General features: G+C 68.3%; 19 protein-coding genes and 4 pseudogenes. 14 read left to right on the plus strand and 9 right to left on the minus strand.

Annotated elements, in window-relative coordinates:
* Positions 1 to 8 precede the first annotated feature (8 nt).
* Entirely contained in the window at positions 9 to 9,041 is a 9,033-nt protein-coding gene (locus WJ438_RS37990) for a DNRLRE domain-containing protein (RefSeq protein WP_406729188.1), read from the minus strand.
* 369 nt (positions 9,042 to 9,410) lie between these two features.
* On the opposite strand from WJ438_RS37990, the gene WJ438_RS37995 reads away from it, so the two are divergent.
* The 3 genes and pseudogenes from WJ438_RS37995 to WJ438_RS38005 form a co-directional block, all read left to right on the plus strand.
* Positions 9,411 to 9,995 carry a hypothetical protein gene (locus WJ438_RS37995; protein WP_406729190.1) on the plus strand — a complete coding sequence of 195 codons (585 nt, stop codon included), beginning with the start codon at positions 9,411 to 9,413 and terminating at the stop codon, positions 9,993 to 9,995.
* 744 nt (positions 9,996 to 10,739) lie between these two features.
* Positions 10,740 to 11,971, plus strand: a protein-coding gene (locus tag WJ438_RS38000) for an IS3 family transposase (protein WP_406729192.1) whose coding sequence is annotated in 2 segments (ribosomal slippage) — positions 10,740 to 11,061 and positions 11,061 to 11,971 — 1,233 coding nt in all. Because the reading frame shifts where the segments join, the coding sequence is not laid out codon by codon here.
* Positions 11,968 to 12,447: pseudogene (locus tag WJ438_RS38005) on the plus strand (IS6 family transposase); the annotation flags it as partial. The gene WJ438_RS38000 and the pseudogene WJ438_RS38005, both read left to right, overlap by 4 nt.
* Before the next feature lie 22 nt (positions 12,448 to 12,469).
* Here the strand turns inward: WJ438_RS38005 and WJ438_RS38010 are convergent.
* Both WJ438_RS38010 and WJ438_RS38015 read right to left on the minus strand, forming a co-directional pair.
* Positions 12,470 to 13,990, minus strand: coding sequence for a transposase (locus tag WJ438_RS38010; RefSeq protein ID WP_406729193.1), 1,521 nt, complete (start codon positions 13,988 to 13,990; stop codon positions 12,470 to 12,472).
* Between the two features lie 11 nt (positions 13,991 to 14,001).
* Positions 14,002 to 14,202 (minus strand): hypothetical protein, encoded by a 201-nt coding sequence (locus WJ438_RS38015; protein ID WP_406729194.1) that lies wholly within the window; start codon positions 14,200 to 14,202, stop codon positions 14,002 to 14,004.
* A 92-nt stretch (positions 14,203 to 14,294) separates the two neighbouring features.
* Between WJ438_RS38015 and WJ438_RS38020 the strand changes: the two are divergent.
* From WJ438_RS38020 to WJ438_RS38035, 4 genes and pseudogenes are all read left to right on the plus strand, one after another.
* Positions 14,295 to 14,534 (plus strand): annotated as a pseudogene (locus WJ438_RS38020) (IS6 family transposase); the annotation flags it as partial.
* A 913-nt stretch (positions 14,535 to 15,447) separates the two neighbouring features.
* Positions 15,448 to 16,038 (plus strand): reverse transcriptase domain-containing protein, encoded by a 591-nt coding sequence (locus WJ438_RS38025; protein WP_406729935.1) that lies wholly within the window; start codon positions 15,448 to 15,450, stop codon positions 16,036 to 16,038.
* Positions 15,972 to 16,151: pseudogene (locus WJ438_RS38030) on the plus strand (reverse transcriptase domain-containing protein); the annotation flags it as partial. The gene WJ438_RS38025 and the pseudogene WJ438_RS38030, both read left to right, overlap by 67 nt.
* Positions 16,152 to 16,244: 93 nt before the next feature.
* Positions 16,245 to 16,595 carry a group II intron maturase-specific domain-containing protein gene (locus WJ438_RS38035; protein WP_406729936.1) on the plus strand — a complete coding sequence of 117 codons (351 nt, stop codon included), beginning with the start codon at positions 16,245 to 16,247 and terminating at the stop codon, positions 16,593 to 16,595.
* Positions 16,596 to 16,696: 101 nt separating this feature from the next.
* Here WJ438_RS38035 and WJ438_RS38040 read toward each other — a convergent pair whose 3' ends face one another.
* The 5 genes from WJ438_RS38040 to WJ438_RS38060 all read right to left on the minus strand — a co-directional run bounded on the left by WJ438_RS38040 (position 16,697) and on the right by WJ438_RS38060 (position 20,056).
* A complete protein-coding gene (locus tag WJ438_RS38040; protein WP_406729195.1) occupies positions 16,697 to 17,158 on the minus strand; it encodes a hypothetical protein in 462 nt (153 codons plus the stop codon).
* Between the two features lie 346 nt (positions 17,159 to 17,504).
* Positions 17,505 to 17,867 carry a hypothetical protein gene (locus tag WJ438_RS38045; RefSeq protein WP_406729196.1) on the minus strand — a complete coding sequence of 121 codons (363 nt, stop codon included), beginning with the start codon at positions 17,865 to 17,867 and terminating at the stop codon, positions 17,505 to 17,507.
* Positions 17,868 to 18,381: 514 nt separating this feature from the next.
* A complete protein-coding gene (locus WJ438_RS38050; protein ID WP_406729197.1) occupies positions 18,382 to 18,585 on the minus strand; it encodes a cold-shock protein in 204 nt (67 codons plus the stop codon).
* A 256-nt stretch (positions 18,586 to 18,841) separates the two neighbouring features.
* The gene (locus WJ438_RS38055) at positions 18,842 to 19,108 is read right to left on the minus strand and encodes a hypothetical protein (RefSeq protein WP_406729198.1); all 267 of its coding nucleotides are present in this window, start codon (positions 19,106 to 19,108) and stop codon (positions 18,842 to 18,844) included.
* Positions 19,109 to 19,456: 348 nt separating this feature from the next.
* Complete coding sequence (locus tag WJ438_RS38060; RefSeq protein WP_406729199.1) at positions 19,457 to 20,056, minus strand: hypothetical protein; 600 nt, start codon at positions 20,054 to 20,056, stop codon at positions 19,457 to 19,459.
* 12 nt (positions 20,057 to 20,068) lie between these two features.
* Here WJ438_RS38060 and WJ438_RS38065 point away from each other — a divergent pair, with 12 nt between their 5' ends.
* The 7 genes from WJ438_RS38065 (at position 20,069) to WJ438_RS38095 (ending at position 24,235) form a co-directional block, all read left to right on the plus strand.
* Complete coding sequence (locus tag WJ438_RS38065) at positions 20,069 to 20,266, plus strand: hypothetical protein (protein ID WP_406729200.1); 198 nt, start codon at positions 20,069 to 20,071, stop codon at positions 20,264 to 20,266.
* A gap of 29 nt (positions 20,267 to 20,295) precedes the next feature.
* The gene (locus tag WJ438_RS38070) at positions 20,296 to 20,463 is read left to right on the plus strand and encodes a hypothetical protein (RefSeq protein ID WP_406729201.1); all 168 of its coding nucleotides are present in this window, start codon (positions 20,296 to 20,298) and stop codon (positions 20,461 to 20,463) included.
* Between the two features lie 279 nt (positions 20,464 to 20,742).
* On the plus strand, positions 20,743 to 21,489 hold the full coding sequence (locus WJ438_RS38075; RefSeq protein ID WP_406729202.1) for a DUF5131 family protein: 747 nt from the start codon (positions 20,743 to 20,745) through the stop codon (positions 21,487 to 21,489).
* A gap of 68 nt (positions 21,490 to 21,557) precedes the next feature.
* Positions 21,558 to 21,746: a hypothetical protein gene (locus WJ438_RS38080; protein WP_406729991.1), complete on the plus strand. Its 189-nt coding sequence runs from the start codon at positions 21,558 to 21,560 to the stop codon at positions 21,744 to 21,746.
* A 101-nt stretch (positions 21,747 to 21,847) separates the two neighbouring features.
* Positions 21,848 to 22,702, plus strand: coding sequence for an IS5 family transposase (locus WJ438_RS38085; RefSeq protein ID WP_406723466.1), 855 nt, complete (start codon positions 21,848 to 21,850; stop codon positions 22,700 to 22,702).
* Entirely contained in the window at positions 22,699 to 23,103 is a 405-nt protein-coding gene (locus WJ438_RS38090; RefSeq protein WP_406723465.1) for a hypothetical protein, read from the plus strand. Before WJ438_RS38085 ends, WJ438_RS38090 begins: the two co-directional genes overlap by 4 nt.
* A gap of 178 nt (positions 23,104 to 23,281) precedes the next feature.
* Complete coding sequence (locus tag WJ438_RS38095) at positions 23,282 to 24,235, plus strand: IS5 family transposase (RefSeq protein ID WP_406729937.1); 954 nt, start codon at positions 23,282 to 23,284, stop codon at positions 24,233 to 24,235.
* 794 nt (positions 24,236 to 25,029) lie between these two features.
* Here WJ438_RS38095 and WJ438_RS38100 read toward each other — a convergent pair.
* Positions 25,030 to 26,211 (minus strand): annotated as a pseudogene (locus WJ438_RS38100) (recombinase family protein); the annotation flags it as partial.
* Positions 26,212 to 26,391: the final 180 nt, after the last annotated feature.

Raw genomic sequence — 26,391 nt, forward strand, 5'->3', positions numbered from 1 at the left:
GGTGTCTCCTAGCGCCTCAAGCGCCAGAACGTCCGGAAGTCGGTCTTGTCGGACGCTCCGCCGAACACCTCACCGTCGAGCTTCATCTTGCTCTGCTCGACGAGTGGTGCGCAGATGTCGGAGCACACGTTCTTCGACGTGCCGCCGTACAGCACCTCGTAGTCCGGGTTCTCCTCGAGCCACCTGAACACCGATTCCTCGGCGTGCTCGTAGGCGGGATTGCCCTTCTTGGTCACACGTCCGGGCACCAGGTTGCCGGGCACGAACGACTGGCCGTCGAAGAGGTCCAGAAGGTCGCCCTTCTGACCGGAGCTCATGCCCACCTTCTCGAAGATGTCCTTGGTGCCCTTCTTCCGGACCCCGATGACCGCGACGGTCACCATGGACTCCTTGAAGAAGTGGAGCTGACCGGCGAGTTCCTGGGCGCGCTGCTGCGCCCTGACCGCCTCGTCCTTGTAGCCACAGTTGTGGACCAGGACCGCGGCGGTACCCGACCCCACGTAGTACGTGTGGACGCCCTCGACCGACAGGTTGTAGACCCTGGCCGAGTGGTGGGCGGTGTCGACCGCACTGATCTGGACCCAGGTACCGGCCGAGGTCTGCAGCCACATACCGGACTTGAGGTCCTTGGCCGGGACCCACTTGCCGAAGTCCGGCAGCCAGTACAGGTGCGCGGCCGTAGAGGTCAGCTTGAGCGCCTTGCCCTTGCCGCCGGAGTCGACGGTCAGGGTGACGAGGTCCTTGGTGCCCTCGTGATCACGCGTCTCGGTGACCTCCCGGGCCCGGGTGTCCCCGGTCTCCGGGTCGGTGGCCACGACCAGGTCGCCGACCTCCAGCTTCTCGATGGCCCGGGTGGTGCCGTCCGCGAGGACGACCTGGGTGCCCGGCAGGAAGCTGTTCACCTTGCAGGCGGGTGCCTGCGGACTGTCCGGCGACTTCGTCGTCGGGGCGTCCACGCCGTCCGCCTTGCGGACGTCGCTCGCGGCGTTCGCCGAGTCACCGGCGTTGTCCACCGCCTTGCGCACGTCGTTGGCGGAGTCCACCGCCTCGACACCCTTCTCGACGTAGCGGCCGGCCTTGACGGCGGTGGCCGCGTACCCCGCGAGCGGGATCGCCGAGGTCAACGACAGTGCGGCGTCGACATAGTTGCCCTCGGCCGCGTACCAGATGCCGTTGGCGACGTCGGCGACCTCACCGACGACGGGGACCAGGCCGACCACGTCGAGCGTGGCATGGCCGATGTCCGAGAGCGACAGACCGAACAGGTGCCCGTCGAGCTCGACGAAGCTGATCGGGTTGCCGCCGGCGAACGCGTACCGGTTGCCGGTGAACGGGTCGGTGGCCAGGGACATGTCGGCCAGGGCACCGCTGTACGAGTCCCGGGTGAGGAAGCGGTTCAGCCCCGGGTCGTAGTTGCGGAAGCCCATGTCGTACGTGCCCGAGGCACCGTCCCAGCGCGAGGAGTTGAAGCGGAACGAGTTGTAGTCGCTCTTGCCCTCGGTGCCGCTGCCCGGCTTGTCCGCACCGGTCATCTGGGACGAGTCGTCCGAACCGTAGGCCGTGTAGCCGTACGTGGAACGGGTCTTGCCGTCCTCCTTCGTGATCGCCTCGACGTCGCCGCGCGGACTCGTGACGTACTGCGAGACCTCCTTGCTGCCGTCGTCCTTGTGCTTGATCTGCGTGGCGCGCTGACCACCGGCTATGTACTGATAGTCCTTGTCCGCCTTGCCGTCGACCGTCTCGCGCAGGAGCGTCTTGTCCATGGCGAGGTAGGTGAACGCCGTGGTCTTGCCCTGGTCGCCCGAGGTGGTCTGGGAGACCGTCCGGTCGAACGGGTCGTAGACGTACGAGGTGGTCACCGCGGTGGCGCCCACGCCCTGCCGGACCTTCGCCTCACGGTCGAAGCCGTCGTAGTAGTGCTTCTCGACGGTCTGACCGCCGGTGCTGACGGTGTCGAGCCTGCCCAGCGGGTCGTAGTTGTAGGTGGACGTGATCCCGCCCGAACTCGCCGACAACAGGCGGTTGCGGTCGTAGCGCTGGGTCGTGGTGACGTCGTCCACCGTCTGCTCGACGATGTTGCTGTTGCGGTCGTAGCGGTAGGACTCGGTGGACGCGTCGTCGCCGCTCTTGGTGACCTTGGTGATGCGGTCCTGCGGGTCGTAGTCGAAGGTGTACGTGTTGTTGATGTAGGCCGAGTTGTCATCGGCGTTCATCAGCTTCAGGACGTCCTTGGAGCGGTGCCCGTTGGGCGAGTACTCCAGGTCGTGCTGCGCCACCACGGTGTCGCCCGAGGTCTTCTCGAGCGACTGCTCCACCGACCCGTCGGGGTAGTAGCGCATATCGAGCGTGTTGCCGTTGGGCTTGGTCTGCTTCAGGAGCTGGCCGCGCCCGGTGTAGGTCATCGTGGTGATCTGCTGATCGCCCGCGGTGGGCGAATCGGCGTTGGTCACCTTCTTGACCATGTCGCGCTCGTCGTACTCGATCTTCGTCCAGGTCAGATCGTGCGTGGACGTGACGGGGTTGCCGTTTTCGTCGTAGGTCAGCGAGGTGGTGTTCTTCACCGTGCCGCCCGCGGACTCCTCCACCTTGGTGATGTGGTTGAGGCCGTCGTACGAGATCTTGTACGTGTCGATCTCCGCGCCCGGCGAGAGGTCACGGACCTCGGTCATGTTGCCGTTCGCGTTGTAGCTGTAGGTGAAATCCTTCTTCTCGTTGTCCGTTTCACCGGAGTTCGAGCGGACCAGCTTCACCGCGTCCGCGAGCACCGTGCCATTGGCGGCGTCGGTCAGCGTGACCTTCTGCGGACCGTCCTCCACGAACGCGTAGGACCCGAGTGAGACCCACGCGCCGGTGTTCGCGGTCTGGTCGACGGTCTTGGTGGTGCTGCCGCCGTCGTGGTCGACCTTGAACTTGGCGTCCGAGGCGGCACCCGTCAGCTTCGGGTAGCGGACGAACACCTCGTAGGTGCCGTTCTGCGGGATGTTCAACTGCCAGGACAGCGACGAGGTGCCGGTACCCGCGGGGTGCGAGTACGTGTCGTAGCCGTACTGCTGCTCGGCCTGCGTCCGCGACCAGTTGCCCTGGGTCGCGGTGTTGTTGAAGTCCGAGCTGTCCACCAGGACGACCTGGTTGCCGACCGGCACACCGTCGTCCGAGCGGGCCTTCTTGTTGCCCGACGGGTAGTAGTCCCAGGTCATGGTGCGCTGCTGGGAGCCGCCCGCCGAGGTCAGCGTGTTCTTCGTCTGCTGGCCGAGCTTGTTGTACTCGTAGGCCGTGGTGATGTCCCACGGGTCCTTGGCCGTACGTGTCCAGCCGTTGTCGAAGTACGTGTACTCGGTGACGTTGCGGACCGTCTGGCCATCCGACGGGGGAGCCGAGACTGACTTCAGGTTGCCGACGGAGTCGTACTCGTAGAACACCGAGTCCGGTGAGGAGTAGACCGCTTCGTCCTTGTCGTAGGGCGAGCGCTCCTCCTTGACCCGGTTCAGCTCGTCGTAGACCGTCTCCGACATGAAGTCCGCGTCGTCGTCACCGGTGGCGACACCGCGCGGGGTGGTGGTCTTCGTACGGTTGCCGACCTGGTCGTACGCGTACTTGGTCGTGCGGTAGGTGATGTTGCCGGAGGTGTCCTCCTTGACCGGCACCTTGGACTCCACGAGCGCGCCGCGTTCGTCGTACGTCGCGAGCGACTCGTTGCCCTCCGCGTTGGTCTGCGCGATCTGGAGGCCGTCCTTGTCGTAGCGGACCGAGGTGGCCCACTCCAGGGCGTCGACCGTGCGCTTGACCCGGTGGTTCAGGTCGTATTCGTAGCGCGTGGTGTAGTCGTCGGCGTTCGCGGTGGCGTTCTTGCGCGCGTCCACGACCTTGACGACGTTGCCGACGTTGTCGTACTCCACCGTCGCCTTGTTGCCCTCGGCGTCCACCATCTCGATCGGCTGGTAGATCGCGTCGAACTTGGTGGTGGCGGTGTAGTCGCCCTCGGTCGCCGTCAGGTTGCCCTGTGCGCCGGTACCGGAGACGAGGTTGCCGACCTTGTCGTAGACGGAGGTGGACTTGCGCACCGGACCGCCGGGCTCGTCGGACGGCTTGACCGACTCGATCCGCTGGTCCGCCTTGTCGAACACCGCCGTGGTCTCGGTCCCGTTGGGGGCGAAGGCCTTGGTGATGTTGTCGTTGGCGTCATAGACCGGCTCCGGCGTGACGATGAACTCGCCTGCCTTCTGGTCCTTGGGCTCGCGCTTCTCCAGCGGTCTGCCGAACGCGTCATAGGCCTGGGTGACCTCGGCGCCCTGGGCGTTGGTCACCTTGGTGACGTTGCCTCGCACGTCGTAGACGAAGTGCGAGGGGTTGCCGGCCGCGTCCGTGATGGTCTTCGGGTAGCCGACCGGCTCGAACTCGCCGTACTGTGTGGCGTGCCCGTTGGCGTCGGTCTCCTTGATGACCTGGCCCAGCGCGTCGTACTCCGTGCGCGAGGTGTAGTCGCCCTCGGTGGCGGATGCGACGCCCTTGGGGTTGGTGACCGAGGTCAGGTTGCCCTTGGTGTCATAGCCGAACCGGTAGGTGCGGCCCTCCGGGGACTTCTTCTCGAAGAGGTCCGCGATATGGCCGTCGAGCCCGTAGGAGTATGTGAGGGTCTGCGCCGCGGTGCCGTTCTTGTTGGCTTCGGCGTCCTTCATTTCCAGCGGATAGCCGGTGCTGGTGTCGTACTTCCACGTGGTGACCGCGCCGTTGGCCTCCTCCAGGCGCGTCACATTGTTGTCGGTGTCCCAGGCTGTCTTGGTGGTCTCGGACTTGGCGTTGGTCATCTGGGTGGCGCGGCCGTACCCGTCGAGCACGTACTGCGTGTCGTGGTTCTCGGCGTCCGTCACCTTGGTGTTGACGACCGAGCCCGCCGTGCCGTCCGGATCGGTGTACACATAGCCGGTGGTCCCGCCCAGGCGGTCCGTCAGCGTCTGCGTGTTCCAGTGGAACTTCGGGTCCTCGCCCTCGCTCGGGTAGTAGTAGTCCAGCGAGGTGGAGTTGCCGCGCGGGTCGGTGACCTTGACCAGCTTGGCGTTCTTGTTGCCCTGCTCCATGTCGTACGTGAAGCGGAACACCTTGGGCTGCGCGCTGCCCGCACCGTCGGTGAGGGTGGTGAGCAGGCCCTGGTCGGAGTACTCGAAGGTGACCTTCCGGCCCGAGATGTCGGTCATCGACTTGACGTGGTCGATGATCTTCGGGCTCTTGGTGTCGGCCTTCGTGTAGTAGTCGACCGTGAGCGACTGACACGCGGCCGGGTCCTCGATGTAGGTGAGGAACTTGACCGGCTTGTTGTTCGACTTACGCTCGGCGTAGGTGTACGTCTGCGTGTTGCCGTTCTTGTCGACGATCGACGTCAGGTAGCCGTCGCAGTCGAAGAAGAACTGGGTGCGGTCCGGGCGGGTCAGCGACCAGGCCTTCGGGTCGCCGTCCTTGTCCGGGGTGCAGTCCACGCCGGTGCCCTGCCGCAGCAGGTAGTGCACGCCCGCCGGCGCCAGCCAGGTCCCGTCCTCCTGCTTGCGGAAGACGTGGGCGGTGCCGTCACCGTCGGGGAGGGTGACCTCGGTCGGGTCGGGGTTGGGGTGGAAGTCCAGCGCGGCGCCCAGGCGCAGCGGCATCGCGGCCTGGGCCGACCAGCCGTGGCCGAGGACCGTGTCGGAGGTGTCCTGGGAGTTGTACGCGAACCGGGCGAAGGTGGTGATGCCGCGGCCCGGGTTGGAGAACGCGTTGTACTGCCAGACGCTGTTGCCCGCGTACAGGTTCGTCATCAGCGACGAGCCCGCACCGGTGTTCTTGCCCGCGTAGGAGTAGAACTTCTCCAGACCGAGCTGGTTGGAGGTCGGGTCCTCGGTGCGGACGTTCTGCGCCAGCGGGGCGATGCCCTCGCTGTCGGACAGCCAGGTGCCGGTCGTGGTGTTCTTCAGGTCCCACTTCAGCACGTAGTCCAGGCGCTTGTTGCCGGAGTCCGAGTTGATCGGGGCCTTCAGCTTGGCCGGCACGGTGACCGAGTCGCCGGGCAGGACCTCGTCCGGCAGCGCCGTCTGAAGCTGGTTGCCGCCGGTGGTGGCGTCGGTGCCGTCCGGGAGCGACCAGGTGTAGGAGAGCGCGTGGTCGCCCGCCGCCCAGATGCCGGTGGTGGTGTTGGTGAGGGTGACGTCGACGGTGTACTCGTCACCCGGGATCATCCGGGACGGCGTGTACGGGGCGTGGTACGTCGCCTCCGTCGACTTCGTCAGGTACGTGACGACCAGCTGCGGGCGCAGCTGCGGTTCCTCGGCCTCGGAGGAGAGGAACAGCGTCCGCTCTCGCGGGCCTGCCGTCGACTCGTCGCGCAGCTTGATCGCCGCGCCGTGGTTGCTGGAGGGGTCCGAGACCCAGCTCTGCGCCAGTGAGGTGATGTACCACGACTGCCGTGCCGGGTCGTTGGTGACCGTGCCGACCGTGTCGGAGACGGCGGCGTCCATGTCACCACCGGCCGTCGTCCACGACGTGGTGGCATTCGCCTTCGTCCAGGACGCGGTCGCCTCGTCGAAGTCACGGGTCAGGCCGTGGGCTTCGTAGATCGCGCCGCTCGAGTCGGTCGTGGTCTGGAAGCCCCACATGTTCAGCTGCGCCTCGAGGACCCGGGCGTTGCCCGGGATCTCGCTGACGGCGGGGAACTTCAGCACGGCACGGGTGTTGCCGTACGTGGCCGAGTTGTTGCCCACCGACAGCCACGGGTGGGCGACACCCGCGTCGGTGAGCGTGTCGTGACCGGTGGACGGCTCCGCCGAGGAGAGCGTGGTGTCGCTCTGCCCGGACTGCAACACCACCGTGGTGCGGCCGGCCTTGGGCAGACGCACCAGCTCCGTGGCGGACGGGAGGATCTGCCCGTTCGCGGTCTTCACCGCGACCATGTAGTAGTACGCGTCGCCGAACTCCTCGGCGGAGTCGGCCGGGGTGGGCCGGGCCGAGGTGTCCGTGTACGCGCGCGTGTCCTTGGCGACGGGGGAGACCAGGGTCTGCGAGGACGGCGTGAAGTGCTGGAAGACGCTGCGGTGGACCTGGTACTCGACGATGTCGTCGCTCGGCGAGGTCGACGGGTCGGTGTACGCGGGCCAGCTCAGCTCGGCACCGGTGGAGTGGATGACCTTCGGCGGGTTGACGTCTACGCCCTGGTCGCCCCAGGTGAGGACCAGCTTCGGGTAGTTGGCGGCCTCGCCCTTGTAGGCGTACTCGGCGGCCTCATAGCGGGGGCCGCCCTTGGGGGCGCTCGCGGACTCGTCGGCGGCCTTCACCACGAAGCCGTGGTTCTCGTACGTGCCGTCGAGCCACTGCTGGACGGTCTTGGTCACCGGGAAGGAGTGCCAGGTGTTGACCTCCTGCGGCTGCTTGGTGACCACACCGCCCTTGGTGAAGCGCACGGCGTCCGCGAGGACGGCCGTGGAGGTCGAGGCGGGGCCGTCGCCGAGCACGACCTGGCCGGTGGTGCCGGCCTTGAAGGGGTGCTTGCCCAACGGCTTCCAGACGCCCTCGGTGCCTGCCTGCTGGTTGACCCGGTACGTCTTGGTGCCGCCGTCGTACGTCACCGTGTAGGGCGCGTCGGTGGCGCGGTCGGGGGCCGGGACGTAGTGCACGTCGACCTGGTACTCGCCGTCCTCGGGGAGGCTCGGCTGCCAGGTGTACTTGTCACCCGCCGTGGCGTCCTTGTTGTACCGGTAGTCCTGACCGATCGCGTACTGGGTGTACGCGGTGTTCCCCGAGGTGGGCCAGGCGCCCTGGGCGGCTGTGGTACCGGAGTCGCCGTCGTCGACGAGGACCGACGTGCCGGACAGCTCCCCGGTGATGCCGCTCGCGTTGCTCCAGGTCGCGCCCGCCTCGGTCCACGCCGTGGTGGCCCGGTGCGCCTCCAGCTGGACCTCGGTGGCGCCGGTGGTGTGGGTCTGGTCGTAGTACAGCTTCAGTTCGGCCGAATCCAACTGCGTGCCGACGGGTATGCCGGACAGCCCGAACCTCAGCAGCGCACGCGACGTGCCGGTACTGGTGTTGCCGACCGAAAGACGCCAGAGGTCCGCATAGTTGGCGCTCGGGTCGTCCGAGGAGATCATCGCGTCCGCCGACTGCGACGGCGTCGGCGCGATCGTCACCGTCGGGTCGACCGTCACCGGGTACTGGCGCTCCGGCGCCGCCAGCCACTTGGCGTCCGGCTTCAGGCTGATGCCGTACGAGCCCTCCTTGCCGGACAGGACCTGGCGGACGGCGTCGGTGCCGGTGGTGCCGTACGCGGAGCCAGCGTTCTTCTTCGCGTCCGTCATGAACGGCGCGGGGATCACCAGCGCGGGGGCGCCGACGGGGGAGTTCTCGCCGTACAGCGAGATGGTGCCGTTCTTCTCCGACTTCGCGGTCAGGCCGCCCGTGGTGAGCGTGAACTCGAAGGAGGGGGTGCCCTTCGGACGCTCGTTGAGGACGATGTCCTCCTTCACGCTGCCGTTGCCGACCGTGTAGGAGAGATCGATCCCCTGGCCCAGGGCGTCCTGGTAGGTGACCTTGTTGCCGTCGACCGCCGGGGTCAGCTTCGCGGCACCCGCGTCCTTGAGGCCGATGGCGACCCAGTGGCCCTCGTCGAGCTCGAAACGGACCAGCTCACCGGGACGTGAGCCGAAGTAGGTGCGGGCGAGGTTGGTGGTGTTCGCCTTCTCGAAGCCCTTGCGGTCGGTGCCGGTGACCGCGGTGTCGATCGGCTTCCACTCGGCGTCCTCGCCCTTGCCCGTCTCGTAGGCGGTGGCCATGGCCGAGACCTCGGACTGAACCCGCCCGTCCGACATGCGCCAGTGACGGGAGTACGGCGTCCGCTGGTCCGTCAGCTCCTTGACACGCTTGGCCTTCGGCGTGTCCTTCGCCTTGGCGAGCTTGTCACTGGCCGGGACATCGGTGTCGGGGAGCTCTGGCGGATCAGCAGGTTCGGTGTCCCCGTCAGCGAAGAGACCGCGGAGGCTGTCGGCGAGTTGTCCCGTGTCGGGTGGTGCCGCGAATGCCGGTGTCATCGGTGCGACGGTCGCGAGGACCGCCAGCGCCGCACTCGAGGCCAAGAGCCTTACGGCCCGTGGTCTGTACATCGGTTTCCCTTCGAAGGAACCAAGGACCATCTGCCGGACGGCAGTTGGCAGCCGAGACTCCTAACAAAGGACACCCTGTCCATGTCAACTGCACAGACCATCTACACAACTCACCTAAAAGCCATGGCTGTTGGCGTCTGAGCTGCTGTTTCCCTTCTTCTTCACAGGATCTTCCCGCACGTGATGCGTTGAGATCAGGCCAATCCTGACCGGGGACCAGGATCCCTTGACAGGGGCCTCCCCACGCCTTTTGGATCGGGCGGGGCCCATCCGGGCCTGCGGCCGAGGGGAGTTTGGATGAGCAGCGAGACGCGCGAGGCGGGGCCCTCCACGTCCACCGTCGAGCACGCGGGGGCGGACGCGGACGCTCCCGAAACGACCGAGACGGCTGACGCCGGGGCCGGAAGCGACGGACACGGCAGGACTCCCCCGGTCGACACCGAGGACGGCGGCCACAAGACCCACTCCGACCGCCCCGTGCTGATCGCGGCCGTCGGCTTCCTCGTGCTCTGTCTCGGCTTCGTGCTGTTTGGTATGGTGCGCGGCGGCGACGAGGGCAAGGCCGAGCCTAAGATCCTCACCGCGCCGGTGACGTACGAGGTGACCGGCGAGGGGACCGCCGACCTCAGCTACCAGGGGGCAAGCGAGCAGGGCACGGCGGAGACCGTCTCCGGCGCCCGACTGCCCTGGAAGAAGACGGTCGAGGTGCCTCTCGGTCAGAACCCTGTCATCAGCATCACTCTGGGCGAGCAGGGCGGTCAGGCCCGCTGCGCGGTCGCCGTGCGCGGGCGGCACGTGCAGAGCGCCACGGCCAGCGGTGGGTTCGGCCGGGCGACCTGCTCGGCGCCCCTGCCCGCGCCAGCACCCGAGGCGTCCAACTGACCTTTTCTGGTGTTGATGAGTTTGGGAGGCACCAAGTCGCTTGCCAGGGCAGTATCAGGATGCTCTTGGCGGGTGGCGATGGACGGAGCGGGCCTGCGCTGGGTGCGTCCATCTTGTCCAGCCCCTCGAGGACCGGCAGCACCAGACGGGAACGCACCAGTGTCCGGGCTTCGTGGCGCGGCAGGCGGTAGGCGCGGGTCAGATGGGTGGTGAGCCAGTCAGGCAGGGGGGCATCGGGCCAGGCGGCGGCCGACAACCGCACTGGGACCGGCTCGTCGGCTGCCCGGTGCCGGGTCAGGCCGAGGATCAAGGCAACCGCCAGGACCGTCTTCCCCGTCCCCGCATCCCCCAGCCCCTGAGTCGGGGCCAACGGCTCCGGTGATGACCAGTCGGCCCGGCCGGAGTTCCCGGTAGAATCCGGCGATCTCCTGTAGCCTGCCCTGCCGAGCCGCCCCCGTCACCCCCGGGGCGGAGGCGAGGGCAAAGGCGAGATCGATCGGCCCGTTCAGCGACTGCCGGTCCCCGCCCAGCAACTGCCGGAACGGCGTTGTCAGGTTGTCCGGCGGCGTTCCTGATTGGCATGATCATCGGGTGGATCGCCACCGGTGAGAGGGCAGGTCGTGGACTCGGTGCAGGCACCTTCGTACCGGGGTTACCGTTATCCGCCGGAGGTCGGGACCTGTCCCCGAGCGGTGGACACCTCTGAGCCCGGCCCCGGCAGGGGCCGGGGAGGAGGGATCTCTTATGGTGATGAAGGTCTATTCGCCCGAGTTCAAGGCGGACGCTGTCGCGCTGTACCTGTCGGATCCGAGCCACACCCTCGAGGGCATCGGCAAGGACCTGGGGATCAGCCGGGAGACGCTGCGCAACTGGGTGCGGGCCGAGCGGGCCCGCCGCGGCAAGAGCGGCGCCATGATCAAGAGCACGAAGGACGTCCCGGTGAGCGAGGCCACGAAGGAAGAGCTGGAGGCCGAGATAGCGGCCCTGCGCGCGGAGAACAAGGACCTGCGCAAGCAGAACGCGACCCTGGCCACCGAACGGGACATTCTGCGCAAGGCGACGAAGTTTTTCGCCACCGAGATGAACTGGTGAACCGCTTCAAGTTCATCGAGGACCACCACCGCGCCTGGGGCGTGAAGCGGTTGTGTCACGTGCTGGAGGTCGCCCGCTCCAGCTTCTACAAATGGCGGGCCGGCCGGGAGGCCCGCGCCGCCCGCGAGCGGGCGGACGCCGCGCTCGCCGAGCGGATCAGGGCCGTGCACGCCGAGTGGGACGGCACCTACGGCCGGCCCCGGATCACCGCCGAGCTGCGCGACGACGGTGAGCGCGTGAACCACAAGCGCGTCGGACGGGTCATGCGCAAGTACGGCATCGCCGGGCTGCGGCTGCGCAGGCGCCAGGTCACCACCGTGCCCGAGCCGTCCGCCACGCCCGTGCCGGACCTGCTTGGGCGCGACTTCACCGCCACGGCGGCGAACACCAAGTACGTCGGCGACATCACCTACCTGCCGGTGGGTGACGGCGAGTTCCTGTATCTGGCGACCGTGATCGACTGCTTCTCGCGCCGCCTGGTGGGCTGGTCGATCGCCGATCACCTGCGCACCTCGCTGGTCGCCGACGCGCTCCGGGCAGCTGCCGCGACCCGCGGCAGCCTGGCCGGAGCCGTCTTCCACAGCGATCACGGAGCGCAGTACACCTCCCGCCAATTCGCCGATATATGCGCCGAGTTGGGGGTGCGGCAGTCCATGGGCGCGGTCGGCACGAGCGCGGACAACGCGCTCGCCGAGAGCTTCAACGCGGCCCTCAAACGCGAGACGCTCCGCGGCGCCCGCCGCTTCGGCGGGGCCCGGGCCTGCCGCCTGGCCGTCTTCCGCTGGACCACCCGCTACAACACCCGCCGACGACACTCGGCGAACGGACAGCAGGCACCGATCGCCTACGAGCAACAGTCGGCTACCCTGACACTCGCCGCATAACGACACGAACAGGTGTCCACCCCTCGGGGACAAGGCCCGTCATCGGTCACTGCGTGTGGCCGTACCACCGGTTCGCCCTCAGCCTGCGCGACGTCCAGGAGCTGATGCTGGAGTGGGGTGTCGAGGTCACGTACGAGACCATCCGCCGCCAGTGGTCCGCGACGTTCGGCCCCGACTACGCGGCCGCGCTGCGGCGGCGTGGCCCGCGACCGGGTGACAAGTGGCATCTGGACGAGGTCTTCATCAAGGTCAACGGCGAGCGGAAGTACCGGTGGCGGGCCGTCGGCCAGGACGGAGGCGTCCTGGACATCCTGGTCCAGAATCGGCGGGACCCGGCCGCGGCCAGGCGTTTCTTCGGGAAGCTCCGCAAGAAGACCGCCTCGGTGCCGCGGGTGGTGATCACCGACAAGCTCCGCTCCTACGGGGCGGCTCTGCGCGAGACCATGCCCTCGGTGGAGCACCGCTCCCACAAGGGATCCTGCTGGCCAAATGTGGGGCTCAGACGGCGAGGGTGAGGTCGAGGCGAGCGAGGTGGCTGGTGCGGGTGTGGTCGAGGGGCTGGCCGTTCCACCAGGCGTCGAGGCGGATCAGGTTGAGGGCGACGGCGGAGTAGACGTGTTCGAGGTGGGTCTTCGCGAGGCCCCGATAGCGAGCGCGGCGGCTGCCGGTGACCGCTATGGCCTGGCGGATCGTGCCCTCGACGCCCGCCCGCAGGGCGTACTTCGCCTGCCACGCCTGGTCTTGCTGGGCGGTGTGGTTGGCGTGGATGAGTTCGTGCAGTGCCCGTGGCCGCAGGGTGAGTTGGCGGCCCCAGCGGGTGGCGTTGGTGCATGCTGCTCTGACCGGGCAGGGGCCGCAGTCGGCCTGGTCGAAGCGGACCACGACTACGTTGCGGCCCTTCTGCTTGGCCGGGCTCCAGAACCGGCTGGTGGCGCCCTGGGGGCAGGTGGCCTGGCGGGCGTCCCAGTCGATGGCGAAGGCTTCGCGCTGGTAGCCGGCGTTCTCCCGGTACTGGCGGGAGGTGCCCGTCAGCAGCGGTGTGACCAGTGTGATGCCGAAGGCGGCCCGGGCACCGACGATGAGTTCGGCGCTCGCATAGCCGGAGTCCAGGTAGTGCTCGGCGGGCAGCAGGTCCCTGCCGGCGAGGGCCTGGTGGACGGGCTCGACGAGTTTCACGTCGGGCACGGTCGCATCCGTGGTCGCGACATGCGTGATCACGTTCGGGATGGGAGGACGTGCCCGCCGGCCGGGCCGCGGAGCCCCGTCGTCAGGCCGGGGTGGCCGGCAGACCTCGCTGATGTGCAGCTTGTACCCGGTCCAGTGGAGATCTTCCTTGGTGCCGTAGCGGGCATCGAGGTCATAGGGCGAGGTCAGGCGGATCCTGCCGGGCGGGAGGCCGTCCTTGTCCGCCTCCCGCCGCTTGACCACCTCCGCTCCGTTGCTGTCGGTGGTGATCAGGTAGTTCTGCACGGTGATCTGCCGCAACGTCTGGACCGCGGGCAGCTCCCGCAGCCAGACCGGCGAGGCCGGATGGTAAACCGCCCGCAGCAGAGCCACCGCATCACGGCCGTAGTCCACAGCGAGCTGGTCGCGCTGGGTCTGGGAGCCGGGCGGGCGCCAGTACGCATCGATCCGCCGCCCGTAACGCCGGTTCCACTCACAGACCTCCAGCACCTGCGCCACCCAGTTGGGGGCCGTGGCGGACAGCGCCTCCAGCGCGGCCCGCACCGTTTCCCCAGCCAGCTCCAGCCGGTTCAACTCCCGCACCGCCGCCAGCACATGAGTGGAATCGGTACGCTGCTTGCCTCCTGCCTTGACCAGGCCCTTCTCCTTCAGCGCCGCAACCAGCAGATCCAGCACCCGCTCTTCCAGGCCGTGGCCGGCCACCCGGGTGCGGAACTCCGACAACACCGACGCGTCGAAGCCGACATCCTCCAGCTCCAGGCCCAGGCAGTACTTCCACGACAGATCGAACCGGACCCGCTGAACGGCGGCACGGTCACTCAGGTTCTCCGCCATCTGCAATACGGTCACCATCGCCAGCCGTCCCGGCGACCATCCACGCCGGCCCGGCGGCCGAACGCCTCGACGAACTCCGCATCCGCGAACAGCTCGCCCAGCTCGTCCCGCACCCGCATCGTCAACGGCGGGGCCCCGCGTCCTGCCACTGCCCGTGCCACCCTCGCCGTCGCCTCGGGGACCTCGGGCCACTCCTCCGGCCGCAACGACATGACTCCCACCCCCAGCAACCGGGAACGACAAGACCGGCCACCACGGTGCCAACAGCATCCCCACACCCCAGGACACGGCATTTGGCCAGCAGGATCACAAGGGGCTGAACAATCGGGCGGAGAACTCCCACCAGCCGACGAGGGAACGCGAACGGGCGATGAAGGGCTTCCGCAGTGTCGGCGGAGCCCGGCGGTTCCTGGGAGCCTTCAGCTCCATCTCCCCGCACCTCCGACCACGCCGACACCTGCTCACCGCCCGTAACTACCGGCAGGAGATGACCGAGCGCTTCACCGTGTGGAACCAGGTCACAGGCGTGTCCACGCCGGCCTGAACCAACACGGACATCCCGCCCAGCCACGCCCCGTTACAGGTCACGCCGCCCGACGCTCCCTCAACTTGACAACGCCGTGACCGCGGCCAGGCTGCTGCACTGGTCCAACTGGCGCCGGCGCCAGTTGGCAACAGCCCGACACAGCCACTACCGACGACGAACCGCCGGCGAACCCGCTCGATGGATCACGAAACCGCACTGGAGTACTAAACGGCATTGTTGTGTCCTGAACGCGAAAGGAAGAAGCATGTAGGAACTCTTCTTGTAGCGATGCTGTACGAAGGATGAAGGTATGGCCCTTCAAATTCGCCCTGCGGGGGAGAATTTAAACCACCTCATGCTGCGCTAGCTGAAGACTGCCGTGGTGAACGATGAGGAAAAGGCGTCCGTTGAGACGTCAGGTAGGGATCGGGAAGGCGAGCGCAAGTGAATCGCTGCTGACGTGTCGAAACTTAGAGACGACATCAGAACCGGGGTGTCAATGCGATCCCGGGATGAGCCTGGCGGGTGCCCGTTTACTGGCCAGGCGGTGTCCGGCATACAGGCGACGCGAGCCCGGTCTGCGGCCTTCGTACGGAACAGGAGAAGGCGGGCTTGGATACGTCTCCGCTGGTGAGCGGGGAGAGAGGGAGCGTCCCGGGCGGTCCGAAGCCGTGAGGGACTGAGTACCGATGCCAGGCACGCCGGCGGACCGGCTCGTAGTAGTGATGAAACCCCTGTAACGGGGGCGGAGCGAAGGGGCCGGGTCGTTCGTGACTGTGTTTATTCGATCAACCGGGGGTCACCCGGGAGGAGTCGCGTGAACGAGTTGAAAGCATCAGACAAGCCGTTCAATATTTCCAAGCATTCCGTCTGGGAGGCGTACGAGAAAGTCAGGTTGAACAAGGGCGCGGCGGGCGTGGATGCGGTGTCGATGGAGGAATTCGAGAAGGATCTGAAGGACAATCTGTACCGGATCTGGAACCGTCTCACCTCCGGCACCTATTTTCCGCCTCCGGTGCGTGCGGTGGAGATCCCCAAGAAAGGGGGCGTCCGAATTTTGGGCGTGCCCACGATTGGGGATCGTATCGCTCAGACGGTGGTTGCCGGGGTCCTGGAGAAGAAGGCCGAGCCGGTCTTTCATCCGGATTCCTACGGCTATCGTCCCGGCCGGTCGGCGATCGATGCTGTGGGCCGGTGCCGGGAACGCTGTTGGAAGGCGGACTGGGTCATCGACCTGGATATCCGCGCGTTCTTCGACAGCGTTCCGTGGGACCTGGTCCTCAAGGCGGTCGCCGCCCACACTGATCCGTCCCAGTCCTGGGTCCTGCTGTATGTGCGGCGCTGGTTGGCCGCACCGCTGCAACTGCCCGACGGGACACGGCGCGAGCGGGACCGGGGACGCCCCAGGGCTCTTCGGTTTCGCCGGTCCTCGCCAACCTCTTCCTCCACTACGCCTTCGATGCCTGGATGGCGCGGAACTTCCCCGCCATCGGCTTCGAACGGTACGTGGACGACGCGGTGATCCACTGCGTCAGCGAACGCCAGGCACGCTTCGTGCTCGCGGCGATCAAGAAGCGGATGGCCGAGGTGGGGCTTGAACTCCACCCGGAGAAAACCCGGATCGTGTACTGCCAGGATGCCAACCGGCGTGCCTCGTACCAGCACACCGAGTTCACTTTCCTGGGGTTCACCTTCCGCACACGCTCCGCGGTGCGCAAGGACGGCCAGATGTTCCGGTCGTTCCTCCCTGCCATCAGTGGGGAAGCCCTGCGCAGGATCAGTTCCGAGGTGCGGTCCTGGCGGCTGCACCACCGCACCAGCCTGACCGAAGCAGATCTCGCACGGTTCATCAACCCGATCATTCGGGGATGGATGGCGTACTACGGGGCCTTCTACCAGTCGGCCCTCTGCCCCCTCCTGGAACGCGTCAACGCCTACGTGATGCGGTGGATGCGCAAGAAGTTCAAACGGCTGAGGGGCAGGAAGAAAGCCCAGACGGCGTGGAACCAGGCCGTCGCACGGCGACCCCGGTTCTTCGCCCACTGGGCCTGGACCACCCACGCTCCCCGCGTCTGGTGACCAGAACGACAAGAGCCGTATGACGAGAGATCGTCACGTACGGATCTGTGAGGGCCGAGGGGTGAGAATCCCCTCGGCTACTCGGCGTTTCTGAGGGCGGCTCAGGAGTAGGGGAACTCCTGGTCCGCCACCCGGATGGTCTCGTCCATCCGCAGGACGACGCAGCTCACGGTCCCGGACTCGACGATCAGGATGTCGGGCACGTACGACTCGTAGAAGCGGAGGTACCCGATGGGGCCCCCGGTCGTCGTCCGCTCGCCGAGCCATAGCACGAGCCTGCGCAGATCGTGGAACCCGTCGGGATGCGCCTCCTGCCGCACGGTCAGCGCCCACCCCCTATGGACCGAACGCAACTCCGCCACCTGGAGGCCTCCGATGCGCGGTGCCGGCCCTCGGCCGTCCCACAGGGGAACCTCGTACCCCTCGTACCCCTCGTGCTCTTTGTCCTCCTCGTCCTGCCGACCGCCGTCCTCTCCCAAGTGCCAGCGGAGCAGGTCGAGATCGCGGGACGAGAGGGAGCCCGGCAGGTTGAGCGTGAGCTGGAGCTCGTAGGTGTCAGCCATGGCCACAAGCCTACGATCCGGTGATCGTCTCGGCGACGTGCGATGTAGTCGTTCGTGTCAGTGGAGTGGCCGGCAGCCGTTGCCGGCCGTCTTCCCACCGGCCGCGGTGGGGGCGCGTGATGGTCCGCCGCTGACACCGGGGTGGCACAGGCACCGGGTTTCGCTGTCATGAGGCGGTGTATCCCCAGGTGGTTCGCTGACATGAAGCCGAGAGATCGCAGCAGGGTCAGGCGCCTCGACCGAAGTAGCTGCTGCAAGGTGCGACGCCGCCATCAGGCCCGGGCCGGTCACCACCGGCGACAAGCCGGGCATCAGCCATGAAGAACATCTCCTCGGGGCTGGCATGCTACTGCCGGGCCAGGACGTCAATCTCCTCGACGACCGCCCAGTTCAGCTCGACAGGGGGATGCTCCAACATCTGGAACAACTGTTGCTCAAGGCCCGCGTCGGGGCCGTGGGACAGGGAGAACAGGTGGGTGAACCGCGCGAACCAGAAGTACCGGTTATAGAAGAGGGTGACGCCGGAGAGCGCCGCCTCCTTGGCGATCAGGGAGGACATGTGGGTGAGCAGCCAGTAGTGGCGGAACGCCGGACCGTAGCTCACGTTGTCGACATCGACCGAGACCGGCCGTTGCCGCAGGTCGGCCCTGACGGATGCCTCCCTTGAGGCAAGGATCTCCTCGGAAACCAAGATCGCCGCTACGTTCATTCGCGCTTCCCGGACATCATCTCGCGCTTCGATCCCCCACTTCGTCGACGAGCACACGCTACCGGTGCGAATCTGCGTCTCCATGTCACCGGTTTCTGTAGTGGTGACACCAGTGCCCTCCAGCGCTGGTGTCAGGGCGGTGAGCTGGGGGCTCGCCGTGCGGTGTGGGGTGGTGGTGACCTCGGGGTGCGGTTTTTGCGGTGACGGCTCGTGCGGTTGCCGCAGGTCGCGGCGTGTCCTTCCGGCGCAGATTCGAACGTGGGGCGTCCGTCAAGGACTGGTTGAGGTGGACCGCGGTCAGCCCCTTTGGCGGGCGGCCGGGTCGGAGGCGGCGCCGTGGGCGGCGACCGCGTCGACGCCGGGGCGGGCGTACCCGCTTCAGGGAGCGGACGGAGGCGTGGCGGGAGCGGGCCAGCAGCATCGGGGTGGGGGTGGTGCGCTCGGCGTCGGGGTGAGCGGTTCGACACGGAGGCCCGGCACCGCGGGGGGTGCCGGGCCTGTTCGGGCGCTGGGGTCAGACGACGCGGATGTTCTCCGCCTGGGGGCCCTTCTGGCCTTGGGTGACGTCGAACTCCACGTGCTGGCCCTCCCGCAGTTCGCGGTAGCCCTGCCCGGTGATGTTGGAGTAGTGGGCGAAGACGTCCGGGCCGCCGCCCTCCTGCGCGATGAAGCCGAAGCCCTTCTCCGCGTTGAACCACTTCACGGTGCCCCTGGCCATGCCTGTCTCCTTCGCGGGGTGCGGGCCCGCACGGTGCTGCGGGTCCGGAGGTGATCGCCTGGTCCGGAGCGGGCTGCACAGCAAGGCGCCCGCGGGCAAGGTGACCGCGGGCGAACGACTTCGGAACCACGCCTGCTCTGTGGATCACGCTAGCCCCTTTGCGGGGGCACCGCAGGCCGAAACCCCGCCGGCCCCGGCGTGCGCCGGGGCCAGCACTGCCGCGAGCCGCTGAGGGCGACCGCCCGCAGGGAACGTGTCAGGCCATCGCTGGCTGCGCGGGCCCCCCGGGCTCTGTCCGCTCGGTGGCGGCCTGCCGGCCCTGTTCGCGCTCGGCGCGGTCCCGCTCGATGCGCTCGTGTTCGGCGCGCTGGCGTGCGGCCTGCTCACGGGTGATCACTTCGGTGGCGGCGCCGACGGCGACCGCGATCGGCCACTCGACGGCCTCGACCACGGCCATGGCGCCGAGGAGGCCGTAGAAGGCCAGCTTGCGGGGCGAGGGGAGCAGGGACGTGGCCGTGGACACGGGTGCGGCCGGCAGGCGGTGGAGAACATGTCGCCCGGGGTGATGTAGGGGATGGGAACCCGGGCGTGCGCGGTGCGCAGGTGCAGCAGCTTGCCGCCCGTCCGCTTCTCCTTGGGGTGCTCCGCCGGGGCCTGCTGGGGTTCCGGAGCGCGGGTCTCCGCGGCCTGGGTCCCGGCCTGCGGCGGGACCGGCTGTTGCGGTTGCTGGGTCTGTGGATCCGGGGAAGTCATCTCTTCCTCTCCTGCCGTGCGGCGTGAGTGGCGAGGGCTCTCCCTGGCCGCATTCCATCGATGCGCGCGAATAAACCCGCCTGAACGGGCAATTCGGGCCAGCCGGTTCGGGGGCCGCTCAGGCGTGTGCGGCCGCCGGGCGCCCGCTCGTGCCGAGGGCCCTCCAGAGCCGGACGGCCAGCCGGACCACGGCGGCCTCGAGCAGGGCGACCGCCACCTGGGTCAGGACCGTGGTGAGGATGTGCGGCATGGCCCGCCGCCTTTCGTGTGTGGCGTGCGGGGTACGACTCCTTTGTCCGCTCCGAGGCCGTCCGGCAGGCTGCACACGGGTGTGCTGCGGGTGAACTTTTCCGAGCGCACCGGCGGCGCCCCGCACCGCGAGGGGCACCGGCACCGAGCCCGCCGCCGACGCCGGCGCGATCGTCCAGGCCGCGGGGCCCAGGGGGCGGCTGCCGAAGAAGTGGCTGAGCCCCGGCACGCTCACCACCACGCGCCCCAGGGCGCGCGTGTCGGGTGCGTGCGAGGCGGTGAACTTCGGTGAGCACCCGGCGGTGGTCTGGGCGGCGGCACTGCCCGGCCCGGAGCAGGGCGCCGGGGCCCGGCAAAACCGGGCCGGTACTGCCCGCAGGAGCCTTGCGGGGGCTCCGAGGGAAGTAGTCGGTGCGGCCGGCCCCTCGACCAGCGTGCTGACCTGCGACTCTTCCTCACGTCCGTGCACGGTTGAGGCGCCTTGTCCGGCGCTCTGCCCGGCCGTCGGCGGGCGCCGACCGAAGAAGCCGCCACCCGGCGGCGGCCGAAGACGCGCCAGCCCCTGCCGCGCTGCCGTCACGACCCGGCGGGTGCCGTGCCGGTCTCCCTGACCGCCACCAGCGCCGCCTGGGCCAAGCTGCTCACCGACAACTCGCTTTCCCAGGCGATCACCCCTTGACCACCGCCGCTTTCCCAGGCCCAGCCCTCTTGACCGCCCGTGCGAACACGGGCCGCCCCGCCCGGTTCGGCTTCACCGCCGCGCCCGGCACCACCGACGACGCCCGCCTCCGCCCTCTCACCCTCGCCCTGCCCCCGCAGCATGCGGCCCGCCTCTTCGACGCCCAGGCCGCTGGCGCCCCGAGCCCTGAGCGTTGAAGAGGCAATGCCGAAGGCCTCCAGGAGTGGTACTTCAAGGACCACGGTCGCCGTGTCGACAGGCTCCTGATGGGGTTCACCGACATCGACTATGTGCTCTTTAACTACTAGATTGGGAACAGGAGTTCGAATTTCGAGGTTACGAGAAGCGATCGAAAGCCTTCGAATGCCGGACTGTGGGTCCCAGTACGCCCGCCCCAACGGCATCGTTAGGCACTACAACCGCCCCGCCCGCCTCCGTGGGCGGCGTGACCCGTGCATGGCAGCAGGAGGAGAGCAGTGAGCGACCGCAGCTCCATCGAATGGACCGAGGCGACCTGGAACCCGACCACCGGCTGCGACCGCGTCTCCTCCGGTTGCGACAACTGCTACGCCCTCACCCTGGCGAAGCGGCTGAAAGCCATGGGGGCGGCGAAGTACCAGAACGACGGCGACCCTCGCACCTCCGGCCCCGGCTTCGGCGTCACCCTGCACCCCGACGCCCTCGACATCCCCTACGGCTGGAAGAGCCCACGGGTGGTCTTCGTGAACTCCATGTCCGACCTCTTCCACGCCCGGGTCCCGCTGGATTTCGTCCGCCAGGTCTTCCAAGTCATGGCCGACACCCCGCAGCACACCTACCAGGTTCTGACCAAGCGAGCCCGCCGCCTGCGCCAGGTAGCCCACAAGCTCGAGTGGCCGGCCAACCTGTGGATGGGCGTCTCCATCGAGACCGAGAATGAACTGGCACGCGTCGACGACCTGCGTGAAGTCCCTGCCGCAGTTCGGTTCCTTTCCTGCGAGCCGCTCCTCGGCCCTTTGCCCGGCCTCAGCCTCGAGGGCATCCACTGGGTCATCGCCGGTGGCGAGTCCGGACCACGCCACCGCCCCCTGGAGGAGGCCTGGGTCACCGACATCCGAGACACCTGCCAGGACGCCGGCGTCGCGTTCTTCTTCAAGCAGTGGGGCGGCCGCACACCGAAGGCAGGCGGCCGCGAATTGCACGGCCGCACCTGGGACCAGATGCCGCTGCCCGTTGCCGTATGACGGGTGTGAGTAGTTGCGGTACAGGAAGTGCCGCTGGGGTTCCCGGAAAGATCGCCGGGGGGCTGTTGGTGCTGGCTACGGTCCGCTTCGTGCCGGTGGAGTTTCTGACTGATGAGCAGGCCGAGGCGTACGGGACGTTCACCGAGGTGCCTACGCGCCCGGAGCTGGAGCGGTTCTTCTTCCTCGACGATGACGACCGGGATCGACCCGCTGGCGTGGCTGCGCGGCAGGGGCCTCAACCCCTGACGAGCCTCTGAGAGGGCGTTAAGTCCCATCTCTCTGGGTTCGCGATCGCTCGTTCGTGTGACTGGTTGCCGTTCGGGGCAGCGGTTGGGCATGTGCATGCTCGGATATCGGCATGGAGCGTGAGCCGTATCCGAGCGACTTATCGGACGAGCAGTGGGCGTTGATCGAGCCGATGATCACGTCCTGGAAGCAGGACCGGGTGGCGCGGTCGGCGACCAAGGATCCCGGGACCTGTGATCTCCGGGAGGTCGTGAACGCGATCTTCTACCAGAACCGGACGGGCTGCCAGTGGCGCTACCTGCCCCATGACCTGCCCGCCTGGTCGGCGGTGTTCTACTACTTCACGCTGTGGCGCAAGGACGGGCTCGACCAGCGGATCCAGGAACTCCTGCGCTGCCAGGTGCGGGAGAAGGCCCGCCGATTAGAGGACCCGTCCCTCGTGGTCATCGACACCCAGTCCGTGCGCGCGGCCGCGGGAGTCCCGAAGACCACGACGGGGCTGGACGCCAGCAAGCGGACGCCGGGGCGCAAGCGGGGCCTGGCCGTCGACGTGCTGGGACTGATCATCGGGGTCGTCGTGCTCGCCGCGTCGGCGCACGACAACGCCGCCGGGGTGGCCCTGCTCGACCAGGTGGCCGAGCGGTGCGGGATGCGCCTGGAGAAGGCCCTGGTGGACCAGGGATTCAAGGACGAGGTCATCATCCACGGCGCCCTGCTGGACATCACCGTCGAGACCGTCCGCCGCAACCCGGACGAGAAGGGCAAGGGCTTTGTCCCACAGCCGAAACGGTGGGTGGTCGAGCAGGTCAACGGCACGTTGATGCTGCACCGGCGCCTGGCCCGCGAGTACGACCACCGTCCCGACAACGCCGCCTCGCGCGTCTACTGGGCCGCCACCGCGAACATGGCCCGCCGCCTCACCACACCCACACCGGCCTGGCGCGACACCGTCCGGGCGGCCGCGTGAACATCACCGAGTTCCTGACGGATCTCCAGGCCCAGCAGGACGAGGCCACCGCCCGGGCCGGTGAACTCCGCGGCCAGATCGAGCACCTGACCGCCGTGCTCGCCGAGACCGAAGCGCGTCTCATGGACCTGGCCACCACCCGGAAGGTCATCGTCGAACTCACGCCGACCAGAGACGGAGACGAGGCCGGTCCGTCCGAGTCGACCACCGCCTACCAGGCCATCGTGAACGCCTTCAACCAGCACCCCGACCAGGCATTCCGGGTCCGCGAACTGCACGAACTCCTCGGCATGCCCACCGACGACCCATGCATGAACGTCACCCGCAGCCGCCTCGGGCGCCTCACCCGCCAAGGCTTCCTCACCCAGCCCGGACGGGGCCGCTACCAGAAACGGACTTAACGCCCTCTGAGAAGCCATCCGCTTACCGATCAACGGGCTGGTCTGGTCGAACGAGGGTCTTGATCGGGTGATCGCGGTGGGGTCGGCGCATGAAGGCAGGGCCTCTTGGTAGCTCGGGGTTGTCGAAGCCAACGAGCACCAGGAGGCCCTGTTGCCGCAGTCTTTCGCGCTCGCGCCGGTGGAGTCCAACGCGCCGTCTCCGTCGTGTGACTGCCTCGCGCACAGGTTCGGCAACGCGGCGGACGGGCCGGACCGTGCGCGGTGTTACGGCTCGGACCTGACGGACGCGGAGGGGCAGGTCATCCGGCCGTTGCTGCCCGTTCCGGCGTGGTTTCGGGGGCGGGGAGGCCGGCCGGAGGGCTATTGCCATCGCGTGATGCCGGACGCAGTGCGCTACGTGGTCGACAACGGCGTCAAGTGGGCCAACCTGCCTGCGGATTTCCCGCCGTACCGGCGGGTGCACGCCTTCGCCCGCCGCTGGCAGGTGACGGGCCTGCTCGCCGAGTTCCACGACCGGCTGCGCGACCGCGTGCGGGAGAAGGCGGGCCGCGCGGTGGACCCGACCGCCGCGATCGTGGACTCGCAGTCGGTGCGGGCAGCGGCGAACATCCCGCGCTCAACATCCGGCTGGGACGGCGGGAAGAAGGTGGGCGGCCGCAAGCGGCACCTGGTGGTGGACTGCCTCGGCCTGGTCCTGGCTGTCGCGGTGACCGCGGCGAATGTGCAGGACCGCGACGCCGCCGTCCCCCTGCTCGCAAGACTGCGCGAGATGTACTTCTCCATCCGCCTGGTGTGGGCGGACGGCGGCTATGCCGGGCGGCTGATCGACTGGGCGGCCGAGAAGTGCCGGCTCACCCTGGAGATCGTCAAGCGCTCCGACGACATGGCGGGGTTCGTGGTGCTCCCCAGGCGCTGGGTGGTCGAGATCTGTCAAGCACAGCGCACTCATGGAGTCTGTTGCTCTGCCGTCTCGGCGGTCTCGGTCCAGATGCGGCGGCTGTACCAGCCGGGCGGACGGGTGCGGCGTTCGCGGAGTTCGGCGAGTTCTCGCTGGTCGGCGTGGGCGATGAGCCGGTGGGGCCAGCAGCTTTCCCGGCGGGTGGTGATCCAGCCGCGGTTGATCCAGGCATAGAGAGTGGAGGTGGTCATGTCCAGCTCGGCGGCCAGGTGCCCCAGCCACCACTCGTTGGGGCCGGGCTCCTCGCCGGGTGGTGCGGGGCGGTGCCGGTGGACGCGGCCTGCGGGACAGGCCAGGCGGCGCATGAGGTCGCGGACGGTGGCTGCGGAGATCCGTTTGCCGCCCTTCGCGGGCCGGAAGCCCTCGGCTTCCAGGCGGTCGGCGATTCCGCTGGCTCCTATGCCCTGGCCTGCGAGTTCGCGGATCCGATCGGTCAGTTGCGGGTAGCAGCTGAGCTGTTCCAACCGCTGGACCGGGCGGATGACCTCTCCCGCCGTCGTGGTCCCGCCTGCCCAGACGATGGTGACCTTCACCCGCTCGCTGGTGCCGAGCACGGTGACGACGACCTTGTCGACGACCGCGCGGACGATCTCCTTGCGGTCCGCCCTTGTGGTGCTGCGCGCGCGCCACAAACCCTCGATGTCGCCGGCCAGGGCCGTGATGGTCTGCCGCTCGGCCAAAGTGAGGATGCGCGGACTGCTGCGGGTGAAGCGGTCGTACTCCTCGCAAAGCCGCTGCTGGGCGGCGAGTGCGTCCTCCCACTCCTTCTCCAGCTGGCGCACGACCAGGCGGTTCTCCGGTTCGGCGAGGTGGTGGCTGCGGCGGGCCCGGTCGGCGTCCTGCGCGGCGCGTTCCAACCGCCTCGACCACAGCCGTTCCAGCTCGGCCCGCTCGGCCAGGACCTGGTCGGCCGCGCGCAGGGACACCTCGACGGCGGCGGGCGTCAGTGCCGCGAGGACCTGCTGCTCGACGAAGGCGTCCACGCAGGCGGAGTTGAGCAGCTGGCAGCTCTTGTGCGCGCCGTAGTTGGTCATGTCCCGGGCGCACACGTACTCGGGCAGTGCCTTGCTGTGCTGGGTGTGGTAGCGCACGCTCATGCGCCGGTTGCAGCGTCCGCAGTGCACCAGCCCGGCCGTGAGCGCCCGGCCGCCTCGCACCGCGCCCATGGCTTCGGCGCGGGCGCGGTTGGCCGCCAGTTTCGCCTCGTTCGCCTCGAACCGGGCGACGGTGATGTAGGCGGGCAGGGCATTCGGGATCATCACATGCCATCCGTCCCGGGAGCGGACGACCCGTCCGGTGCTCGGCCGGGCCGGGTCCTGGCGGCGCGGGTCGACCCGGCGCCGCCCGTAGGCGTAGATGCCGGCATAGGCGGGATTGTGCAGCAGGGTCTGCAGTGTCATCCGGTTCGGCCTTCGCCACTCCAGGGTGCCCTTGTCCGGCCCCTCCCGCAGCCGGATGCCCAACTGGATGTCGTGGTCCACGAGATAGCGCAGCACGCCGTGCAAGGTGCCGAGCCGCTCGAACTGCGCGAAGATCAGGCGGATCACGGTCTGCACCTGTTCGTCCGGGTCCAGGGCGGCCTCCCCGGACGGGCGGCGGACATAGCCGCTGGGCAGGGGGAAGGTCAGCTCGCCGCGGCGGGCCTTGTTCAGGCGCCCGCTCCACATCCGTTGCTTGATCAGGTGCAGTTCGGCCTCGCTCATCGTGCCCTTGAGCCCCAGCAGCAGCCGGTCGTTGTACTCGGCCGGGTCGTAGACCCCGTCGGGGTCCGCCAGTACCGCACCCGACAGGGCGCACAGCTCGATCAGCTGGTACCAGTCCTTGCCGGAGCGGGCCAGGCGGGACATCTCGATGCCCAGCACGAGACCGACGTGGTCCAGCCCGATCTCGGTGACCAGACGCTGGAAGCCGGTGCGGGCGACCGCACTCGATGCCGACCTGCCCAGGTCCTCGTCGATCACCAGGATCCGGTCCGCCGGCCAGCCGAGCGCGACCGCCCGGTCCGCCAGGGCGTACTGCAACCGGGTCGACTCCTGGTGGTCGACGAGCTGCCGGCGGGTGGACTGGCGGACATAGACCACCGCGAGCCGCTGCAGGTGACGGTCGTCGATCTTGCTGCCGGGCCGCTCCCACGGCATCACCGAGGTCATCGTCGGTCCCGCTCACTTGCCATTGCTGCAACCGGCAACGCGCGGCTCGCCAGCCGCACCAACTGCCCCACCACCGCCCGTCGGTTCACCTCCGGCAGTGCTGCCCACACCTGCCCGTCCGGCACCGCCGGAATCGTTCTCTGGGGCCGACGTCACTGTCGTCGCGCATGGCGACTCATC

This window comes from Streptomyces sp. GD-15H, from assembly GCF_045291515.1.
Lineage (GTDB): Bacteria > Actinomycetota > Actinomycetes > Streptomycetales > Streptomycetaceae > Streptomyces.

Excerpts from the sequence above, each read along its gene's own strand:
- WJ438_RS37990 (WP_406729188.1), bottom strand. The coding sequence starts at position 9,041 with ATGACACCGGCATTCGCGGCACCACCCGACACGGGACAACTCGCCGAC.
- WJ438_RS37995 (WP_406729190.1), top strand. The coding sequence starts at position 9,411 with ATGAGCAGCGAGACGCGCGAGGCGGGGCCCTCCACGTCCACCGTCGAG.
- WJ438_RS38010 (WP_406729193.1), bottom strand. The coding sequence starts at position 13,990 with ATGGCGGAGAACCTGAGTGACCGTGCCGCCGTTCAGCGGGTCCGGTTC.
- WJ438_RS38015 (WP_406729194.1), bottom strand. The coding sequence starts at position 14,202 with ATGTCGTTGCGGCCGGAGGAGTGGCCCGAGGTCCCCGAGGCGACGGCG.
- WJ438_RS38025 (WP_406729935.1), top strand. The coding sequence starts at position 15,448 with ATGGAGGAATTCGAGAAGGATCTGAAGGACAATCTGTACCGGATCTGG.
- WJ438_RS38035 (WP_406729936.1), top strand. The coding sequence starts at position 16,245 with ATGTTCCGGTCGTTCCTCCCTGCCATCAGTGGGGAAGCCCTGCGCAGG.
- WJ438_RS38040 (WP_406729195.1), bottom strand. The coding sequence starts at position 17,158 with ATGGCTGACACCTACGAGCTCCAGCTCACGCTCAACCTGCCGGGCTCC.
- WJ438_RS38045 (WP_406729196.1), bottom strand. The coding sequence starts at position 17,867 with ATGAACGTAGCGGCGATCTTGGTTTCCGAGGAGATCCTTGCCTCAAGG.
- WJ438_RS38050 (WP_406729197.1), bottom strand. The coding sequence starts at position 18,585 with ATGGCCAGGGGCACCGTGAAGTGGTTCAACGCGGAGAAGGGCTTCGGC.
- WJ438_RS38085 (WP_406723466.1), top strand. The coding sequence starts at position 21,848 with ATGGAGCGTGAGCCGTATCCGAGCGACTTATCGGACGAGCAGTGGGCG.